Here is a 19851-nt window from a genome sequence, read left to right as displayed (position 1 = left end):
TCGTTTACGTGAGGTACACCCGTAGGGGCACGGCAGTGCCCATTGGTGTCAACTTAACGTAAAAACCAGTCTATAACCAGCTTTTAGATATTGTCTCGTTCCCAGTCTCCGACTGGGAATGCCGTCCTAGAGGCTCCGCCTCCCTTGCTGGCGGCTCTGCCGCCAGTACCAGCATTTCCAGCCCAGAGGCTGGAAACGAGATTTGAAAAGGCTTTTAGCTTAAGTTGACACGTATGGGCACTGCCGTGCCCCTACACCTGGCGATATAATGTTGTACCGCATCTGTGTGGGAACCGCTATAACGTGGGCGATTATTAGCACATGAAGCGACATGAAATACTGAAAGACCCAAACCGCCTAGGTATTATTTCATAGCTCCATTCGATAGCACAAACAATACCGCAGTCAGTGCATTGGCAGTGAAAGCGTTGATATTCCACTATCTCAATTGCCTTGGTAACAAATTTGTGCTATCTGATATCATGTCCGGTAAATTACTTGTGATATGTCATTGCGAGTGCAACGTAGTGGAACCTTCGCGCAGCGTCTCTAAGAGTTGCAATCACAAGGTCTCTGCGATTGCAACTCTAAGAGACGCTCCGCGAACACTCCGTACCCTGCGGGAACGCCAAGGGCGGTACGCAATGACAAGCATTCAACTGGACATGATATGACGTATAACACGATGGCGCTTGAAAGGCTAGAAGCCTTTATCTATAGAGCTTCCAGACAGTCTAGTGTCCCAAACTGTTCCTAACTGTTTGTGATTGCACCGTAACTATCAAACCCTTGTGAGTTTTTTAATTGCTTGTCGAGTATCTGTTGTACCTAAGTTGGTATTGTTCTAGGTCTTCCTAGCGATCGCTTTTTCTCTTACAACTCTTCCATTGCTTGATCGCAATATGGTCGTAACCATGTTTGAACCGTTACCCGATTGCGATCAAGCATTTGTCCACAGAATTTGACTTTTCCCGTTAAGCCTTGAAAAGCTTGCTCACAAAAGATTTAGGATCAAGTACAGCATATACGGTAGGGTAATTGAAATTGGGTGCTAAAGGTGACAAATCATCTTGGTCTGGTGGGGAGAAAAATTTTGCAACCTGTGAATTAGGCAATATTCGTTAATAGGCATCTTTCAGGAAAATAAATACTGTTTAATTTCAGTTTTTTGACGACGTAGAACAGTGATTGCTTGCTGCTGGATTTGGCGAACTCGTTCTCGACTCACATTCAACTTCTCTCCAATCTGAGCCAAAGTTAGTTCTTGATCATTCTCCAATCCAAAGCGCAAAACTAATACTTCACGCTGAGTTGGTTTAAGTGATGCTAACAAATTATTCATGTCTTGGCGCAGAAGTTCTTTGGTGATATGTTCGTTTGGAGATATGCCCTCATCTGGTAAAAGTTCATTGAGTTCTGTGTCTTGGTTATCTCCGACCTTTACATCTAGCGAAATTGGCTGACGAGAGTTGCTGAGAAAATCCCTAATCTGGCTTGGTTGTAAGTCTAAACTTTCAGCAATTTCTACAACATTGGCTGGACGACCCAGTGTCTGAAATAGTTCTCGCTGTACTTTCTTAATTTTGTTGAGTTGTTCGGTGATATGAATTGGCAAGCGTACAGTACGGGATTTCTCTGCGATCGCCCGTGTGATTGACTGCGTAATCCACCAGTATACGTAGGTGGAAAGCTTATAGCCGCGATTGGGGTCAAATTTCTCCACACCCCTTTGTAAACCTATGGCCCCTTCTTGCAGCAAATCCAAGAATTCGAGATTGCGCTTCTGATACTTTTTGGCAATCGAAACCACCAGACGCAGGTTTGCTGTTACCATTTTTTGTTTGGCTCGTTGACCAAGCTTTTGTATTTGAGCTATTTCAGTTTCACTTTTGTCAATATCAAGAGCTAATTCGACCATTGTTGGCTCTCGATCTAGTTGTTGGGTGAGTTCATTTTTTCTTTGCTCAATTGCCATGATTTGCTGTACCTGCCTGCCATAAGCAATTTCTTGGTCTGCCGTCAGCATTGGGTAACGACCAATCTCTTGCAAATAGATACGAACCATGTCTGAACTCAGGCTGGACATACAACTTAACTTTTTTTGATAATTAGACGAATTTAAAAGTATAAATCAAATAATCGAATCAATTTTTTTGATTTAAATGGATGGGATAATGCGAATTGCCCGGATCTCACCACAAGGTAAGCTTCCAGACGGTGGATCAGGACAAGCTGTAGCTTTTCAGTTACGCTTTTTCCTTTCTACGAAGCTTTGGTGGATGAGGTTCATCCTTAAGGGCAAAATCTAACCCACCGATGACAAATCTCTCTCGTGTCCGTTCCAGTGTTGAAACACGGACTCGAACAGTGTCCGCGTAGGCGTAGCCTAACCTAGGCATCGCTTGATCTATTTCTCACTTCATTGCAATCAGAAGAATGGAATGTTCGCGCGGGTGATGGTTCCTGCCTTGTGCTTACCTTTTTTAATTAGCAGCTCAAATCCACAATATACTTCTTGACCATGCTATTTCCTGATTTTTAAGTAGCTATGCACTACCAAGTATTGTTGCCTTGGCAGACTACTATTTCTAATCTCCTGGAACGGTTCCTATAAAAGTTGTGCCAGGGGAAACGCATCTAAATTATCTTGACAAAAGAATCAAATCTTCTTTACATACATCTATTACATTGATACTAACCTAATAATACTTCCTTTTTTCACTCATGTCAGTTACATTGTATCAAAACAAATTAAATGCGTTTTTCCTGAAAGTTGTGCCAACTTGGCGTGACGTATGCAACTAAAATTTGGTATAGATTTTATAGTTCAATATAGTAATAACAATAGCTACGTTTAGTTGTATACAAAGTAGTTATTACTAGCTTTAAGTGCTAGGTTACACAAATTTGAACTTTGTATGAATTATCAATGTCGTGTTATTAGGCATACATTTTCAGATATGATATTCACTCTTTGCATGAAGATAATGATGTCAATAACTTGCAAAACAAATAATCAATCAAAACTACTGTGTGGTGCTCGATACCAAAAGTGGTTAGTTTAAATATCCGATTTTTCAGGACATAACTTGTCTAGAATTATCAAGGTAAACTCTAACAATTAAACAATTGCTTAAGACAACTCAAGCATCAATACAAACTAGTGCAAAGATTAGAGTTGCGCCATGCATCCAGCTAAATCCCGTAGCTAGGAGCAAATCCTCTCTGTCCCTTCAAATCATTGGAATATCTGTTGCATTAAGGTTGTATGTATCTTGAACTAAATTGTTTGCATGGGTATTTCTTTGATTATTAGACCTCTTGCAAAAATCCTTGAATCACCCCTCCCCAACCCTCCCCTTGTCAAGGTGAGGGGGCTAGATTTCAAGTTTTCCCCCTTTATAAGGCAGGGCTGTTTCATTCCCTAAAAGGCGCTGATTTACAAGCGTCTCAAGCAAAAAAATCAGGTGGCTAAAAAATCTGATTGGACAAGAAAATGGCGATTGTACTTAAATTTACTCGTTGAGGTGGTAGCTTTTCTATTACCAAATCAAGCAAATTTATGACTCATACTCTTGACAAAATCTCTAAGAGATCGAATGAATCAGCCCTGGGGATAAATGGGGGTCTATTCGACTTATACAATAGGTCTATTAACTATGTCCATTGATAGACAAAGCAACTGTAATATAGTGACAGAAATTAGAAGCTAAGAATTGATTTAGAAATTAAATTTTTGTTCATTTATAAATTATTAAATGAACAAAAATTTTACCAATTTCAATTCCTTGAATTAGAAAGGATTATTTAATAGTACGTTCCAGGCATACAAACATCGTTTTTAAGTTAGTTGACGAGATTAAATATTCTCTAAATGAATATTTAGGCATAAAAAGGATGATTCTGTAGCTTGTTTAGGAGGTCTTTGAAGGTATGAAACTCATACTTAGAATCTTTCAAAAATTTATTCACAATTTATTGAAAAAGCTGCTGGAGCTAAAAAATACGCACTTGTTAGTTTTTGATATCATTATTTTTTCAATTACTCCTTTATTAACGCTGATTATCCGTTTAGACGGCTCTCTCGCTCTTCAAGCACACATATCACAACTAGGAATTGCAACTCTACTACTTTTAGTAGTTAAACTAATTGTATTTTGGAGTTTCGGTTTTTATAGGCGCTACTGGCGCTATGCCAGTGTTGAGGAACTGACATATATAGCGATGTTGATGGTAGCTGCCATAGTCATCCAAAACATGGCATTTAATGTTCTTTATCACATCTTGCCTTTTGTAATAGATACACTACCGCGATCGCTGCCATTAATTGATGGATTATTGTCGTGTATTTTCATAGGAATGCTACGTTTCAGTTTTCGAGTTGTGGAAAGATTTATCCAACGTCAAGGAGTATTTAATCCACGGGAACGGGTATTGATTATTGGCGCTGGTAGTGCCGGAGTTTCCCTTGTACAAGATATGCAAAGCAACCCCAAACTAGGCTTTCATGCTGTTGCCTTCATTGACGACGATCCGCGGAAATTAAATGTACAAATTCGTGGCATCCCAGTAGTAGGCGATCGCTACCAAATTCCTGATACTTTGAAATCTCTCCAAATCCACAAAGTTATCATTGCCATGCCTACGGTTGCTGGTCATGTGATTCGAGAAATCGTAGATATTTGCAAAGCAACTGGAATACAAACTAGTACCTTACCTGGAATATATGAAATCCTCAATGATCGTGTGCGGGTAGATAGCATTCGAGATATCAGAATTGAGGATTTGCTCAGGCGAGAACCCATACAGACTGATATTGAGCAAGTGCATAAATTTATCAAAGGCAAGACGGTACTGATTACAGGTGCAGGAGGATCAATTGGTAGTGAACTTTGCCGTCAAATTCTCAAGTGCCATCCTGCGGAAATAATACTTATGGGACACGGGGAGAATTCTGTATTTAATATCCAACAAGAATTAGAACAACTGATCCAAATACTCAAAAATGCTCGGAAAGCACAGCGATACAGTCCTCGTATTTGTACTTTCATTGGCGATATTCGTTATAGCGATCGCCTAAAACAAGCTTTTGAACAATTTCAACCTAACGTGATTTTTCATGCGGCTGCTCATAAGCACGTTCCTTTGATGGAATTAAATTCACCAGAAGCAATTACTAACAATGTGCTTGGAACAAAAAACTTATTGGACATGGCGCTGCAATACAATGTTCAAAATTTTGTGATGATTTCCACAGATAAAGCTGTTAATCCCACTAATGTCATGGGTGCTAGCAAGAGAGTTGCTGAAATGTTAGTGCTGCAAGCTGCAAAACAAAGTGGTAAACCCTATGTTGTTGTACGTTTTGGCAATGTTTTAGGTAGTCGCGGTAGTGTAGTTCCGACTTTCAAAAAACAAATTGCTTCAGGTGGGCCAGTAACCGTTACCCATCCCGATATCTGTCGTTATTTCATGACCATCCCGGAAGCAGTGCAACTTGTTTTACAGGCTGCGGTATTGAATCGTGGTGGTCAAGTATTGATGCTAAATATGGGCGAACCCGTGAAAATTGTTGACTTAGCGAAAGAATTAATTCGTCTTTCTGGTTATGAAATCAATAAAGACATAGATATTGTATTTACAGGATTACGCCCTGGAGAAAAACTGTTTGAAGAGCTATTTATTGAGGGAGAACATTATGAAAATACCGAGCATGAAAAATTGTTTCTTGTCAAAAATGCAAGCCAAATTATTCCCAATAATTTGCATAATACTGTAGAAGCCTTGTTGAGAGCGGCATCAAAAAATGATACTGATTTACTTATGCTATTACTCTTGCAAGTGGTGCCAGGTTACAAACATAAATCTTTAGAAAGTCCCATCAAATATACCAACATGTCAACTGCACAAGTAACTATGATGTCCAATGTAAAAACAAAAGGTGCATAATTTGGGAATTACTGTGCCTGCTATTCATTTACTTAAACTGGATAAACACATGAATAGAATTTATGAGCCTAATCACAATAAAATGCAGAAATCAAATCGGCGAGATTTACTAGAAAGGAGATACTTTTCTTTATTAAAAAGAATAGCTAGAACTTTTGTGAGGAGGAGATCCCAGTGGTCAATTGGCATTTACACAGGTAAATCACATTTAAGTTTATTTCCTCCAGATAATCTCAATAATCCAGTTTTGACTGCAAAAGATGTCACAGATGTTCCAGCCCATTTTGTCGCCGATCCATTTATGATTTGTGAAAATGGGACTTGGTATATGTTTTTTGAAGTTTTAAATGCTCTTACTCTCAAAGGAGAAATAGGACTAGCTACTAGTGATGATGGTTTTAATTGGAATTATCAAGCAATCATCCTTGATGAACCTTTCCATTTGTCTTATCCATATGTATTCAAAGTTGATGATGAATACTATATGATTCCCGAAAGCTATGAAGCTAATGCGATTAGATTATATAAAGCAGTTGATTTTCCCAGAAAATGGCATTTTGTCAAAACATTACTTGATGGTAGTGATTATGTAGATAATTCGATTTTTAATTTTCATGATAAGTGGTGGATATTTACAACATCACCAAAAGGCAATGTTTTGGATCTTTATTATGCTGATGACTTAATGGGAAATTGGATTAAGCATCCTCAAAGCCCTCTAATCAACGGAAATTTCAATATATCCAGACCGGGAGGTAGGGTAGTAGTTTCTGATGAAAAAATTTTCCGATATACCCAAGATGTTGATGGTTTTTATGGTAATCAAGTGCGTGCATTTGAAATTACAAATTTGACAACAACTAATTATGAGGAAAAACAAATTGTAGACAATCCAATCATTAAAGCAAGTGGTTATGGGTGGAATAAGACGGGAATGCACACGATTGATCCTCATCAACTAGACGATGGTAAATGGATAGCCTGTGTAGATGGTTATCAAATAATTTTTGTATTTGGTATGGAGCACCAAAAACAAATTAAAATCATGACTAAAGCCAATGCAACAAAATAAGCCCATAGCCCTACGTAATAATTTTTATTGGACTTTTGTTGGTAATTTAGTTTATTCAGGTTGCCAATGGGGAATGTTAGTGGTTTTGGCTAAACTTGGTAGTCCAGCAATGGTGGGGCAGTTTACCTTGGGACTGGCAGTAACAGCACCGATAGTGATGTTAACCAACTTACAACTACGAAATATTCAATCAACAGATGCTAGAAATCATTATCTTTTCAGCGACTACTTGGGTTTAAGACTGATGATGACAGGGTTAGCATTGCCCACAATTGTAGGAATTACTTTGGCTACAGGATATCGAGGTGAGACAGCGCTAGTCATAATCCTGATTGGCTTAGGCAAGGCAATAGAATCAATCAGTGATGTTTTTTATGGGCTACTCCAGCAACACGAACAAATGGATCGCATGGCCTTATCCGTAATGATGAAAGGTCTTCTATCCTTGCTAATGCTTAGTATGGGCATTTACATATCAGGTAGTGTTCTGTGGGGAGTAGTGGGATTAGTAATTGCCTGGGCTTTTGTTCTGTTTATTTGGGATATCCCTAGTTGTCAATGGCTAATTAATAAATGTACATCAGAGGGTGAAATACCAGATTCCCTGAAAGGAATGACATTAAGACCTCGTTGGCAGTTAAAAACAGTCAGAAATTTAATATGGCTGGCTTTACCTCTAGGTCTAGTGATGATGTTGATTTCCCTGAATGCTAATATTCCCCGTTATTTTCTGGAGAAATATTTGGGGACAAGAGAACTGGGCGTATTTGCTGCCCTTGCCTACCTGATAGTGGCAGGAAACATGGTAGTCAGTGCATTAGGCGGTGCGGCTCGTCCTAGGCTGGCAAAATACTACGCTGCGGGGAATGTTACCAAATACCAAAAACTTCTTCTCCAGTTGGTAGGGATTGGCTGCCTGTTGGGTTTGGCGAGCATCTTAGTGGCTTATGTTGCTGGTCAGGAAATCCTGAGTATTGTCTACCAACCAGAGTATGCCAAATATGCAGACATTTTGATCTGGCTCATGGTTACTGCTGGGATTGGATATGTATCCTCCTTTCTAGGGGAGGGAATGACCGCTGCTAGATACTTCCGCGTTCAAATCCCTTTATTTGTGATAGTCACTAGTATCTGTGCGATCGCTTCTTTTTGGTTGATCCCTACAAATGGACTAGTAGGAGCAGCGATCGTACTGATGATAGCGGAAATAGTTCGCATAATTTTAACCTTGGGAGTAATTTTTCATGCTTTACAAATTTTCCGCAGACATAAGCAAAGCATATAAGCAGGATCAAGAAATGGTTCAACCTTCACTGCGAATCCTTCATGTCGTTGGTGAGATGAATCGAGGTGGAATTGAAACTTGGCTGATGCATATTTTACGGCACATAGATCGCGATCGCTTCCAGATGGACTTCTTAGTTCACACAACCCAACCCTGCGCTTACGATCAAGAAATTTGCGCCCTTGGTAGCAAAGTGATTTCCTGTCCTCATCCATCACGACCCTGGTTATACGCTCATAATTTCAAGCGTATATTACGTGATTATGGCCCCTATGACATTGTTCACAGTCATGTTCATCACTTTAGTGGGTATGTCCTTCGCCTAGCACAACAAGTTGGTGTATCTGTTCGCATTGCCCATAGCCACCTTGATACCTCCTCAATTCAGGCTAAAGCAGGATGGAAGAAGCGGTTTTATATAGATTTAATGAAACGGTGGATTGCCCGCTACGCAACAACAGGACTCGCAGCTAGTAGCATTGCAGCCGCAGACTTATTCGGTCTAGCTTGGCAAACTGATCCACGTTGGCGAACTCTTTACTGTGGAGTTGACTTAAAACCATTCCAGGCTCTTGTTGATCCAGTTACTGTGCGTACTGAACTTGGTATACCGATAGATGCCTTCGTGATTGGTCATATTGGCAGATTTGAGCAACAAAAAAATCATCAATTTCTTTTAGAGATTTTCGCAGAGATTGCCAAGCGAGAACCAAAAATGCACCTTTTATTAGTAGGCGATGGCTCTCTAAGACCAGAAATTGAGCGAAAAGTTATTCAGATAGGTCTAGCAAACCGTGTCATTTTCACAGGCGTTCGTCCTGATGTACCTCGACTCATGCTAGGCGCTATGGATTTGTTTCTTTTTCCATCCCTTTATGAAGGATTGGGACTAGTGTTAATTGAGGCACAAGCGGCAGGAGTACCATGTGTTTTATCGGATATTGTCCCGAAGGAAGCAGATTTGATTAAGCCTTTAATGCATCGAATTTCTCTATCGCAACCATCTGTTAGCTGGGCTGAAGTAGTTCTCGCTGCCAGACAGGCAAAGTTAAAAATTATACATATGGAAGCCTTCAGTTTGGTTGAGCAAAGCCAATTTAACATTCAAAAAAATGGTCGAGAATTAGAGAATTTTTATTTAAAGCTGTCTCAGAAATATGGTTAGCTGATATGATTTTTTCAATTTTATCGTGTTAACAAATACAAGAAAAATATGTTAAAAAAAATCAAAAAAGCAAACCAGAATTACATAAATTCTCCTCAAGGGAAAAAGAATTCTGATATTTTCCAGTGGCAGATCAAAAAAACTAGGTGGTTATTTTTTGCTTTATGTTTTTACTTAATATCCCAAGGCTTTACAATTCCCATATTACCAATTGGCCCTTGGGCAATTTGGCCAAACTTCTCCGATTTGGCCGTACTGTTAATAGTATTAACATTTTTACTAAATATTAATCAGAAAAATTTCCCTGCTTCAAGCAGTAATCAGCAGCTAATTAAGATTTTAATTGTAATTTTGGTGTTGAGTATTTGGTCACATCTTGGGTATCTTAGTAATTTAGTAGATAGTGATGCATTTGGAATAAAATTAGGTATTTATCAAATATATCGTCTAGTGCAATTTGTGTGTATATTTTGGGCAACATCCAAGATTCCTTTAACAACAGAAAGAATTAAGCTTTTAAAGCAAATTACTACCTTTGTTTTAATATTTGTTTGTTTGTCAATTTTACTTACCTTTTCTGGGATTTTTCCTATGGGGCTTTTGATTGCACATTTACCTCAAAGTCTCGATGGGTCTGGCCCGTGGTATTACTATGTATTGGCAGAAAAGGCAGGAGGAAAAGGTTGGGGAACTATAGGTTATAACCATGCTTATGTAGCAGTTCAGGTAGTCATGTTAGTAACTTTAAGAATACATTTAGCGCAAGGTAAACAAGTAACATTGAACTTTTGTTTACTATTATTATCACTAATATGCTGTTTTTTCAGTGAATCACGTGCTGGTTTTTTTACAATTTTCATATTTGCAGCAATATATATGCTGAAAAAACCAGCTTATACTGGCATTTTAATTACGATAACAGCAGTAATATTTATAAGTTTTGGTTTTGTTCTTAGTTCACCAAATATAAGTTTGGTGGGTTTGAACGCTACTGAAAGCTCAGTTTTGGAACGCCAATCAACAATATTAGATGCTAGCAATGCAGATAACTTAAGCGGAAGAGACGAAATTTGGCAAGAACGCCTTAACTTTTTGAGCAAAGAGCCTATGTTATCGATAACTGGAATAGGCTTTGGAGCAGCATGGGATTATTGGGGATCGGGAGAGAGCGCTCATATGTTACCTCTCCATGTAATTATAGAAAATGGCATTTTAGGTTTATTCATATTTTGTTTTTTGTTTTATAAAATACTCAACTTATTATACAAATATGAAATTGCAGAAAAAGCAATTTTTTGGTCGACAATTGGGCTGTTACTTTCTTCGTCAACGCAAGAGACATTTTATCCGGTTCCTGCTTTTGGTCACTTTCTAGGATTGTATCTGTGTTCTGTAGCCATCGCTCTGCCTAATTCTGAAACTAACAAATTGAAAAATATGAAAATTATATAGTATTCAGAAATTACTTATAACATTTACATTCTTTACAGTTAGCAATTTATCTATGCTTAATTGCATCCATCTCTAAAGCATATACAAATTAGAAGTTTTTAATATTTCAAAAAGAGCAAGTATGAAGATAAGCCGGAAAAATATAATAGTAATCGCATTATTTTTAAGCATATTGATTACACTTCCTTACAAGCTAGCTAATTATATGGACAATAGGTTTTTAGCTGAAGTTATTGCAGATAATAGTAGACCAGAAATAGCATCAAATAACTTGATAAATACAAGGAGCAATATTTCTCATATTTATACACGAAGCGATGCTACACTAATGGTTAATGATCAACCATTTTTTCCATTAGGCTTCTATCATGATTGGTATTCTGCTAATAAGATAAAGCGCTTAACCGATTTAGAAAATATTGCTGCCGCTGGATTCAATGTTATTCATGCTGACATCACTGACGATTATGATGATGAACTAATAGTTCTGGATGAAGCCGAACGGTTGCAACTTTATGTTCTTCCACATTATGTTCATCCAAAGATTAATAATCAAAAATTTTTAGATATTGTTAATAAATATAAGCACAAACCTGCACTATTAGGATGGTATCTTGCAGATGATGTAGATGCTCCGTCCAATGCTTATACTCCTCAAAAAATACATAAATTGCACAATAAAATCAAGGCATTGGACACAAATCATATTACATATATTAGTGGTTTTTCTGATAGGATTATAGATTTTATTGGCTCTGTGGATGTAGTTGGTTTTCAATCTTATCCGATATCTAACAATCCCAATGAGAAAAAACCATTACGTCGCAATTATTACAATATGTTGAATGCCACTAAAAATGAAGATGGTACGCCACACAATCGTTCCATTATTGCAAATCTACAAACTTTTAGTTGGGAAAATTCACGTCCTCCTACCTTTAAAGAAATATACAACATGACTTATGGAGCACTAGTCACTGGTGTTAAAGGCATTATTTATTACTCTTTTTTTATTGGAGAAAATTCATGGGACTTATCGCAAAATACCGATTTATGGAATGGAATGAAGTCGTTAGTACCCGAAGTCAAACAACTCAGTCCAGTATTCCTAGAAGGAAAATTAACTCAGCTTGATACCAAAGTTGATGATTTGTACGCAGGAGAGTGGGTATACGGAAACTTAGTTTATGTTGTGGTACTCAATACTTCTCCAAAAGAAAGTATAAATGCTTCCATTATGATTCCTACTAAAGCAAGAGGTTTGGCACAACCAGTATTCCCAGGACGACCATCAGGTATGGTTTTTGAAGATGGAAAGCTGAGTGGGTTGATTCAAGCAGGAGATGTCCATATCTACCAATTATCAAAGGAGTAACTGATGAGTCTTCTCGTTGAGAAACGACAAATGCAGTCAACTGTTATCCTACATATTGCACCTATTACCCACAATCAGATTTCAGGATTAGCATTTGCTATACCTCCATCTATTAATAGCCTTCTAAAGCTAGGTATACAAACTGGGCTTTTAACTACTTCTACACACGGTTATTACGAAAAGCCCGAACTCTATCCAGTTAATTCTATCCGGCATCTGCCGCGTTACCCTGCGATCGCATCAATGCCTCAACCTTTGAATAAGCCGGATCTGATTGTTTTCCATAGTACCTATATCTGGGAGCATACTCTACTGGCCTATGAGGCTGTGAAAAGAAAAATCCCTTATGTAATTACACCTCACGGTGGGATGACGCAGGGAGCACAACAGCAGAAGTATCTGAAGAAAAAGGTAGGTAACCTTTTATTTTTTAATTGGATGGTACAAAATGCAGCAGCGCTGCACTGTTTAACCGATGAAGAAGCATTTGATGTCAGAAAAATCTGGAATCTTCCAGTATTTGTAGTTGGTAATGGAGTAGATTTACCACCCCATAAATTATTAGCTAAACCTGGTAGCAAAACTGAGTTAAAATTTGTCTTTTTGGGCCGCCTCGACATCCACCATAAAGGATTAGACCGATTGTTAGAAGCTTGTGCAATGATTCAAGAACAATTGAGAGTGTCTAAAGTTCAAATATTCTTATATGGTTCTGATATTGGGGGAAGTAAGATCAAACTTCAGGAGATGAGCAAGAATTATCAAATTCAGGATCTTATCCACCTGAAAGATCCAGTTTGGCAGGAGAAAAAACAAGAAGTTTTCCGCAGTACAGATTTGTTTGTACACACCTCCCGCTTTGAAGGACATCCAATTGCAGTTTTGGAGGCTCTTTCTTATGGCTTACCTTGCCTCCTTACGCCTGGGACAAATATGGCAAAAGAGGTGGAGGCTGCTGGTGCTGGATGGAAGGTTGAACCAAACCCAGCAGCTATTGCTAAAGGTATTTCTAGCGTTCTAGCTGCCCGATCAGAAATTTCAGTCCGTGGACAGGCCGCAAGAAATTTAGTTGAGAAAAAATACTCTTGGTCACACATTAGTATGCAGTTACTAAAAGAGTATAAAAGTATCATCAACGAAAACATTTAATGAGAAATAAGTGTTGAGATGCTGCTCAATAGAATTTTGGATAAATTCTTAAAAACCCCAAAAAATTACCTTTAGGAGACAAAAAATGCATATTGTCATTGTTAATCCATTTGATTCACTACCTTGGGAAAGTAAGCGACGCCATCGATACACCATGCTAGTTGATGAACTGATTATTAGAGGACATAGATTAAGTTGGATTATTGCTGATTTTGATCACAGTACTAAACAATATAGGAGCCAAATAACAACTGATGAAAGACAATGTTTAAAAGTAATTTTTGTTCATGTGCCCCCTTATTATAAAAACGTTTCTTTGCAACGTATTATTAGCCATCGTATCTATGCCAGTGGAGTTTCCCAGGCTTTAAAATCTCTGCACGCATCAGAACCCGTTGATGTAGTTATAGCAAGTATTCCTCCGATTGAATCATCTCGTGTTGCTATGGAATTCTGTGCCGCAACCCATGCTGTAGGAATAGTGGATATGCAAGATGCTTGGCCAAAGGCAATTACATCTGTATTTCCTCACTCAATCAGGAATTTTTTAAGCGATACTCTACTTCATTCTTTAAAACAAAAGGTGAAAATGGCAGCTGATATTGCCGAGGGACTAGTGGCAGTTTCTCCAGAATATTTAGATTATCTGCTTGACTTTAGGAAGTGCCAGAGTCAGGCGGATTCTCTAGTATTGCCTTTAGGGTTTGACAGTAATTTTATACAAATATCAGAGGTGAAACCAAAGAACTTGGAAATGCCTTTAACTGTCTCATATATCGGGAACTTTAGTCATTTTTATGATTTAGAAACCGTGATTAAAGCAGCAGAAATTTGTGCTGACCAGCCAATTAAGTTTACTCTGATTGGAGATGGCCCTACCTACGATAAAGTTAAGCAGCTAGCCGAGACTCTAGGTGTAAAAAATGTTAACTTTAAAGGCCGTTTAAACTTTGAAGTTGCTCTACCTATTTTGCGGCAATCTGATGTAGGCTTGGTTCCATTTACATCAGATTGGCCATCTAATTTTCCAAATAAAGTTTTCGATTATCTTTCTCTGGGTATTCCAGTTATTTCTTCAATCAAAGGTAATTTCCAGAAAATATTAAAAGAATATAAGTTTGGCTTGCAGTATGAGGCAGGAAATCCCAAATCATTAGCAGATGCATTACTGCAATCGAATACAAACCGCAAGTTATTACATGAAATGGGAACTGTGGGTTTGAAATATGCCAAGAATAATATGGATGGAAATACAATCTACCAGCAATATGCAAATTTTGTAGAAAATTTAGCAAATCCATATTCTGTGGTAGGTAAAGCAGGTTAAAAAATCTTTGACTAAACTTAATTGATTCTTAAATCAATTGAGTTTAGAATAATTAGGATAAGATCGTGCCAGCCAATTAAATTGGCTATAACTAAGAATAGTGCCAAACTGGCAACACTTATTTTCTAATTTCAGTTATATTAATTGTAATTGTTAACAACTCAAAACTACTAATACCAATTCAGCTTTTGGTTTAAGTTGCTTAAAAAATCAAACCCACTTACTTAATTAGTAATGGTAATCGCCGCAAATAAAATAAAGCAATTTATATATATCTTACTTTCTATTCATTAAAATGATTAGTCAAGATTAGTAATTGCAACGAAAACTATTCCGGCAATTTTGAACTTATAAAAAGCAACCAGCATGGCAAACGCATCTAAAGTACAAGAATCACTTAATAGCAAGGGTTTGGACGTTTCATAATTTAGGCTGTTTTTTCATCAAGATCCTTATTCAGCAAGTGTTTCATTTTTTACTTGTGTTTGCCCTGAAATAACCAGTGTGTATATCTGCATATACTTGCTTTTCACTTCATCCTGTATAGCATATCTTCTTTCCTATTTATTTCGATTCTTGGAGCGAAGGGTGTATTTATGAAGACTATAAATTTCCCAGTCCATCGTCGTTTAACAAAGAATAGTAGACTCATCAAGTCTATATTAGATAAAGTCACAGCAGCGATCGCATTAATTGTTCTTTCTCCTGTGCTATTGAGTGTTGCGATCGCTATTTATCTTCGTATGGGTCGCCCAATTCTTTTTACCCAACAACGTCCCGGTAAAGATACTCGCCTTTTCACCTGCTATAAATTCCGCACAATGACAAACGCGCGTGGGACTAATGGTGAGTTATTACCTGATGCTGAAAGGCTCACAAATTTAGGCAAGTTTTTGCGCAAAACTAGCCTCGATGAACTTCCCCAGCTTTGGAATGTGTTTACAGGAGATATGTCTTTTGTAGGGCCTCGCCCCTTACTAGTTCACTATTTACCATACTATTCGGCACGAGAGCGTCAGCGCCATTCAGTTCTTCCCGGAATCACTGGATTAGCCCAAATTAATGGACGCAATAGATTGCTGTGGGAAGACCGGCTGGAACTCGATGTCCAGTATGTTGAGAAGCAGTCCTTAGCATTAGATATTTACATCTTGTTCATGACTGTTTGGAAAGTAATTGTTCGTAGCGATATTGATATTGATACAAATCTAGAAGGTGATTTTGCTAAGTGCCGTCAACAGCAGTTAGGACAGCCTATAGATTTGGAACTAAAGCACTAAAACAATCAAAAAATAAGGACTGTATGATCGCTACAAATGCACGCAAAGCTTTATTTTGGGGACTAGATTATATGCAGGGTGCACCCATCTACACCCACCTTTGCAATATTCAACAGGTGACAGCAGATGTATCTCTTCTAGGTGAACATCAAGCCCAGCAGCTAAAATCACTCTTAACCCATGCAGTTCAGACAACAGATTTTTATAAAAACTATGATGCTTTTGGTCAGCTTGAAGACTTTCCTGTAGTCGATAAGAATATGATCAGGGAATCATTTGAAAAGTTTGAGTCAAGAGTCTTCAAGGGCAGAAAACTTAGGATAGTGCAAACTAGTGGTTCGACTGGAACTCCTTTTCAGATCGTTCAGAATTTAAATAAACGCCAACGAGTTTTGGCAGAATTGATCTACTTTAATTCTCTTATTGGATACTATGTTGGCACTCGATATGCATTTGTCGTAGCAGCAGGTTCAATACATAGAGAGAACATGGTTTCACTCTTGATAAAAAACAAGGTTGAGTTCAGTCTGAACACCATAGACTTCGCCTCATCCGAGCAACAACGCCTCACACTCCTGAAGGACAAGAACATTAAGATACTCATTGGCAACCCCTCTGTCATTTATGACCTCGCTCGCCATGTTATAGCTCAAGGAGATACCTCCACAGATTTTGGTGTGAAGGGAGTACTATGTGTTTCGGAGCGGCTTTACCCAAATATGCGCGATACTATCCAAAAGGCTTTCGACTGTTTAGTGTTGTCAAGGTACTCCAACGAAGAGTGTGGCGTACTGTCCCACGAATGCCCTGCCTGTGGTCAATTCCATCTCAACACTGCCAGTTATTTCTTTGAAACACTCGCTTTGGATCGGGATGAACCTACATCTCCAGGCACACCTGGGCGCATTGTCATTACTGATCTCTATAACTATGCACTGCCGATGATCCGTTATGACACGGGGGATATAGGCTCTATTATCCCAAATGACTGCCCTCAATTTGCAACGCCAATTCTTTATTCCTTAGAAGGTCGCCGCGTCGATACGGTATATGACACTGCTGGACGACGACTGATGATATTTGCATTTGATGGCATATTTGAGACGTTGGGTAGGTTAGGTGTGATGAAGCAGTTTCAGTTTATTCAAGAAGAGCAAACTCGCTACCGTCTCCGTCTTTGTGTTAACGAAAGATTCTCACAAGAAGAATCTGTTATTGAGAAACTGAAGCAGATATTAGGCACAGATGCTCACATTAAGGTTGATTACGTTGACGAAATTCCAGTTTTGAATTCTGGCAAGCGAAAATACATCGTTAGCTTATATGATCCCTCAAAAGAGGTATTGACCTCATCTAATACCTAAGTTTTACAGAAATACCATCAGCTACAGAGGGTTGATATTTATGAATGTCATGTTGACTTGTGTGGGAAGACGAAATTACCTTGTAAAGTTCTTTCAAGAAGCTTTAGAAAATCGAGGTCTGGTGTTTGTTGGGGATGCTAGTCTAGAAGCTCCAGCATTACAGGAAGCAGATAAAAGTTTTTTGTTGCCACCTGTAAATCATGATGACTACTTTGACAAACTACTTTATATCTGTGAACAACATCAAGTTCGTTTGTTGATACCACTAAATGATTTAGAATTACCGCTGTTAGCAAAACAACGCGATCGCTTTATCAAGATAGGGACTATTCCAGTAATTTCTTCTTCAGAAGTAATTGATATTTGTTTTGACAAATTAGCTAGTTTTAAATTTTTAAATGATTTGGGTATTTCTGTCCCCAAAACTTACCTTTCTATTAAAGAGGTGAGAAAAGCCATAAATCATCAAGAAGTATCTTTCCCTTTAGTCGTTAAACCTCGATGGGGAAGTGCATCGATTGGGATTGAATATCCTGAAGATGATGAAGAATTGGAATTTGCATATCGTCGTGTAAAAAAAACGATATGTAAATCATTTTTGGCAGATATAAGCTCTACGGGCTCTGATGAGTATATCCTGATTCAAGAAAAGATATTGGGACAAGAATATGGTTTAGATATTATTAATAATTTAGATGGAAATTACATCACTACTTTTGTTAAACAAAAGTTAGGTATGCGAGCCGGAGAAACAGATCGAGCATTAACTGTTGAGCATGAAGCTCTTAGACAGCTAGGTGAAAAAATAGGCAAAAACATAGGACATATTGGCAACCTAGACTGTGATGTAATTGTGGGACAAAAAAGTGCGTGTGTGTTGGAAATGAACCCACGTTTTGGTGGTGGATATCCATTTTCTCATGTAGCAGGAGCAAATATTCCAGCAGCATTGATCGCTTGGGCAAATGGGGAAAATTCTAACGAGCAATGGCTGAAGGTTCAAACTAATACAATGAGTGCAAAATGCGATCGCCTTGTCACTGTTCATAGGTAAAAAATAAAAAATTATGAATAAACCAATCCTTCTTTCAACTCCGCATATGGGCGATCGCGAGTTAGAATTTGTCAAAGAAGCTTTTGATACCAACTGGATTGCACCAGTTGGCCCACACGTAGATGCTTTCGAGCAAGAATTTTGTCAAGTCACTGGAGCCGGCTATGGGGCGGCTGTCAGTTCTGGTACAGCGGCTTTGCATTTAGCTTTCCAATTAGTTGGAGTTGAATCAGGAGATGAGGTTTTTTGCTCTACCCTGACCTTTATAGCTACCGCTAATCCAATTACCTACTTAGGGGCAAGACCAGTATTTATTGATAGCGATCGCACTTCCTGGAACATGAATCCCGAATTGTTAGAGGAAGCATTGGAGAAACGCGCCCATCTTGGCAAATTACCTAAAGCGGTGGTACTTGTACATTTGTATGGTCAAAGTGCAGATATTGAGCCAATTCTAAAAGCTTGTAATCAGTATGATATTCCCTTAATTGAAGACGCTGCGGAAGCTTTAGGTGCCACCTACAAAGGTCATGCTCCTGGAACTTTTGGGCGCATTGGTATTTACTCTTTTAATGGTAATAAAATTATTACTAGTTCTGGGGGTGGGATGTTAGTTTCCGAAGATCCACAATTGGTAAAAAAAGCCCGTTTCTTGGCAACCCAAGCACGCGATCCATCTCCTCACTATCAACACTCAGAAATTGGCTACAATTATCGTCTCAGCAACGTCTTGGCTGCTATTGGTCGTGGTCAATTGTATGTTTTGAGTGAACGAGTCGCAGCAAGACGACACAATTTTGAGATTTACGCTTCTGCTTTGAAAAATCTGCCAGGTATAGAATTTATGCCAGAAACTAGCTATGGACGCGCTACTCGCTGGTTAACCTGTTTGACAATAGATCCCCAAGCTTTTGGTGCAGACCGAGAGAAAATCCGTCTAGCACTTGCCGAACAACAAATTGAATCTCGTCCTGTTTGGAAGCCTTTGCACCTCCAGCCTGTCTTTGCTGAGTGCGAAAGTGTTGGAGGTGCAGTAGCTGAAGATTTATTTGCACGCGGTCTTTGTTTGCCTTCTGGTTCAAATCTTACATATAAAGATTTAGAGAGAGTTATTAATGGAATTAAAGCAATTCACCATAATACCGAACGGGAGCATCCAGTTTTGGAAGATTTACCATTTCTGAGAAAATGTAGAAGGAAATAACCCTGTGCGATCGCTGACTATGAGCCAAGAGAAACAAGAACGGATCAAAGCCTGCTTACAAGAACTGGCAACATTACTGTACTCGGAAGCTGATAAGAGTCAGTTAATAGACCTCGAAGGTATAGAAAAAACAGTTCGTAGCCAAATATTGGAATATGTCGGCCCAGAAATAGCC

At 38.5% G+C, this 19851-nt stretch carries 15 protein-coding genes and 1 pseudogene; 14 read left to right on the top strand and 2 right to left on the bottom strand.

What is annotated here, in order from left to right:
- Nucleotides 1–90: 90 nt before the first annotated feature.
- The gene (locus F8R90_RS32050; RefSeq protein ID WP_196514093.1) at nt 91–228 is read left to right on the top strand and encodes a hypothetical protein; all 138 of its coding nucleotides are present in this window, start codon (nt 91–93) and stop codon (nt 226–228) included.
- 907 nt (nt 229–1135) lie between these two features.
- Here the strand turns inward: F8R90_RS32050 and F8R90_RS32045 are convergent.
- Complete coding sequence (locus tag F8R90_RS32045) at nt 1136–2086, bottom strand: RpoD/SigA family RNA polymerase sigma factor (RefSeq protein ID WP_196514092.1); 951 nt, start codon at nt 2084–2086, stop codon at nt 1136–1138.
- Nucleotides 2087–2246: 160 nt separating this feature from the next.
- Nucleotides 2247–2399: a hypothetical protein gene (locus tag F8R90_RS32040; RefSeq protein WP_196514091.1), complete on the bottom strand. Its 153-nt coding sequence runs from the start codon at nt 2397–2399 to the stop codon at nt 2247–2249.
- A 1534-nt stretch (nt 2400–3933) separates the two neighbouring features.
- On the opposite strand from F8R90_RS32040, the gene F8R90_RS32035 reads away from it, so the two are divergent.
- The 13 genes and pseudogenes from F8R90_RS32035 to F8R90_RS31975 form a co-directional block, all read left to right on the top strand.
- Nucleotides 3934–5949, top strand: coding sequence for a polysaccharide biosynthesis protein (locus F8R90_RS32035; protein ID WP_196514090.1), 2016 nt, complete (start codon nt 3934–3936; stop codon nt 5947–5949).
- Nucleotide 5950: 1 nt separating this feature from the next.
- The gene (locus F8R90_RS32030) at nt 5951–7021 is read left to right on the top strand and encodes a glucosamine inositolphosphorylceramide transferase family protein (protein WP_196514089.1); all 1071 of its coding nucleotides are present in this window, start codon (nt 5951–5953) and stop codon (nt 7019–7021) included.
- Complete coding sequence (locus tag F8R90_RS32025) at nt 7008–8306, top strand: lipopolysaccharide biosynthesis protein (RefSeq protein WP_196514088.1); 1299 nt, start codon at nt 7008–7010, stop codon at nt 8304–8306. The genes F8R90_RS32030 and F8R90_RS32025 overlap by 14 nt, the downstream gene beginning before the upstream one ends.
- 13 nt (nt 8307–8319) lie before the next feature.
- A complete protein-coding gene (locus F8R90_RS32020) occupies nt 8320–9471 on the top strand; it encodes a glycosyltransferase family 1 protein (RefSeq protein ID WP_196514087.1) in 1152 nt (383 codons plus the stop codon).
- Between the two features lie 48 nt (nt 9472–9519).
- On the top strand, nt 9520–10923 hold the full coding sequence (locus F8R90_RS32015) for an O-antigen ligase family protein (protein ID WP_196514086.1): 1404 nt from the start codon (nt 9520–9522) through the stop codon (nt 10921–10923).
- Nucleotides 10924–11044: 121 nt separating this feature from the next.
- On the top strand, nt 11045–12298 hold the full coding sequence (locus F8R90_RS32010) for a hypothetical protein (RefSeq protein ID WP_196514085.1): 1254 nt from the start codon (nt 11045–11047) through the stop codon (nt 12296–12298).
- Nucleotides 12299–12301: 3 nt separating this feature from the next.
- Nucleotides 12302–13447, top strand: coding sequence for a glycosyltransferase (locus F8R90_RS32005; RefSeq protein WP_196514084.1), 1146 nt, complete (start codon nt 12302–12304; stop codon nt 13445–13447).
- A gap of 85 nt (nt 13448–13532) precedes the next feature.
- On the top strand, nt 13533–14774 hold the full coding sequence (locus F8R90_RS32000) for a glycosyltransferase family 4 protein (RefSeq protein WP_196514083.1): 1242 nt from the start codon (nt 13533–13535) through the stop codon (nt 14772–14774).
- Between the two features lie 596 nt (nt 14775–15370).
- Nucleotides 15371–16054, top strand: a complete 684-nt coding sequence (locus F8R90_RS31995; protein ID WP_196514082.1) for a sugar transferase — start codon at nt 15371–15373, stop codon at nt 16052–16054.
- Nucleotides 16055–16077: 23 nt separating this feature from the next.
- Entirely contained in the window at nt 16078–17418 is a 1341-nt protein-coding gene (locus F8R90_RS31990) for a phenylacetate--CoA ligase family protein (protein ID WP_196514081.1), read from the top strand.
- Nucleotides 17419–17458: 40 nt separating this feature from the next.
- Nucleotides 17459–18472: an ATP-grasp domain-containing protein gene (locus tag F8R90_RS31985; RefSeq protein WP_196514080.1), complete on the top strand. Its 1014-nt coding sequence runs from the start codon at nt 17459–17461 to the stop codon at nt 18470–18472.
- A gap of 13 nt (nt 18473–18485) precedes the next feature.
- Nucleotides 18486–19676 carry a DegT/DnrJ/EryC1/StrS family aminotransferase gene (locus tag F8R90_RS31980; protein WP_196514079.1) on the top strand — a complete coding sequence of 397 codons (1191 nt, stop codon included), beginning with the start codon at nt 18486–18488 and terminating at the stop codon, nt 19674–19676.
- Nucleotides 19677–19695: 19 nt separating this feature from the next.
- A pseudogene (locus F8R90_RS31975) lies at nt 19696–19851 on the top strand (ISKra4 family transposase); the annotation flags it as partial.

Source organism: Nostoc sp. NZL, from assembly GCF_015714705.1.
In the GTDB taxonomy this organism is placed as follows: domain Bacteria; phylum Cyanobacteriota; class Cyanobacteriia; order Cyanobacteriales; family Nostocaceae; genus Nostoc; species Nostoc foliaceum_A.
The sequence above is the reverse complement of the archived record's forward strand: the minus strand, read 5'-3'. Positions and strand labels throughout refer to the sequence as shown.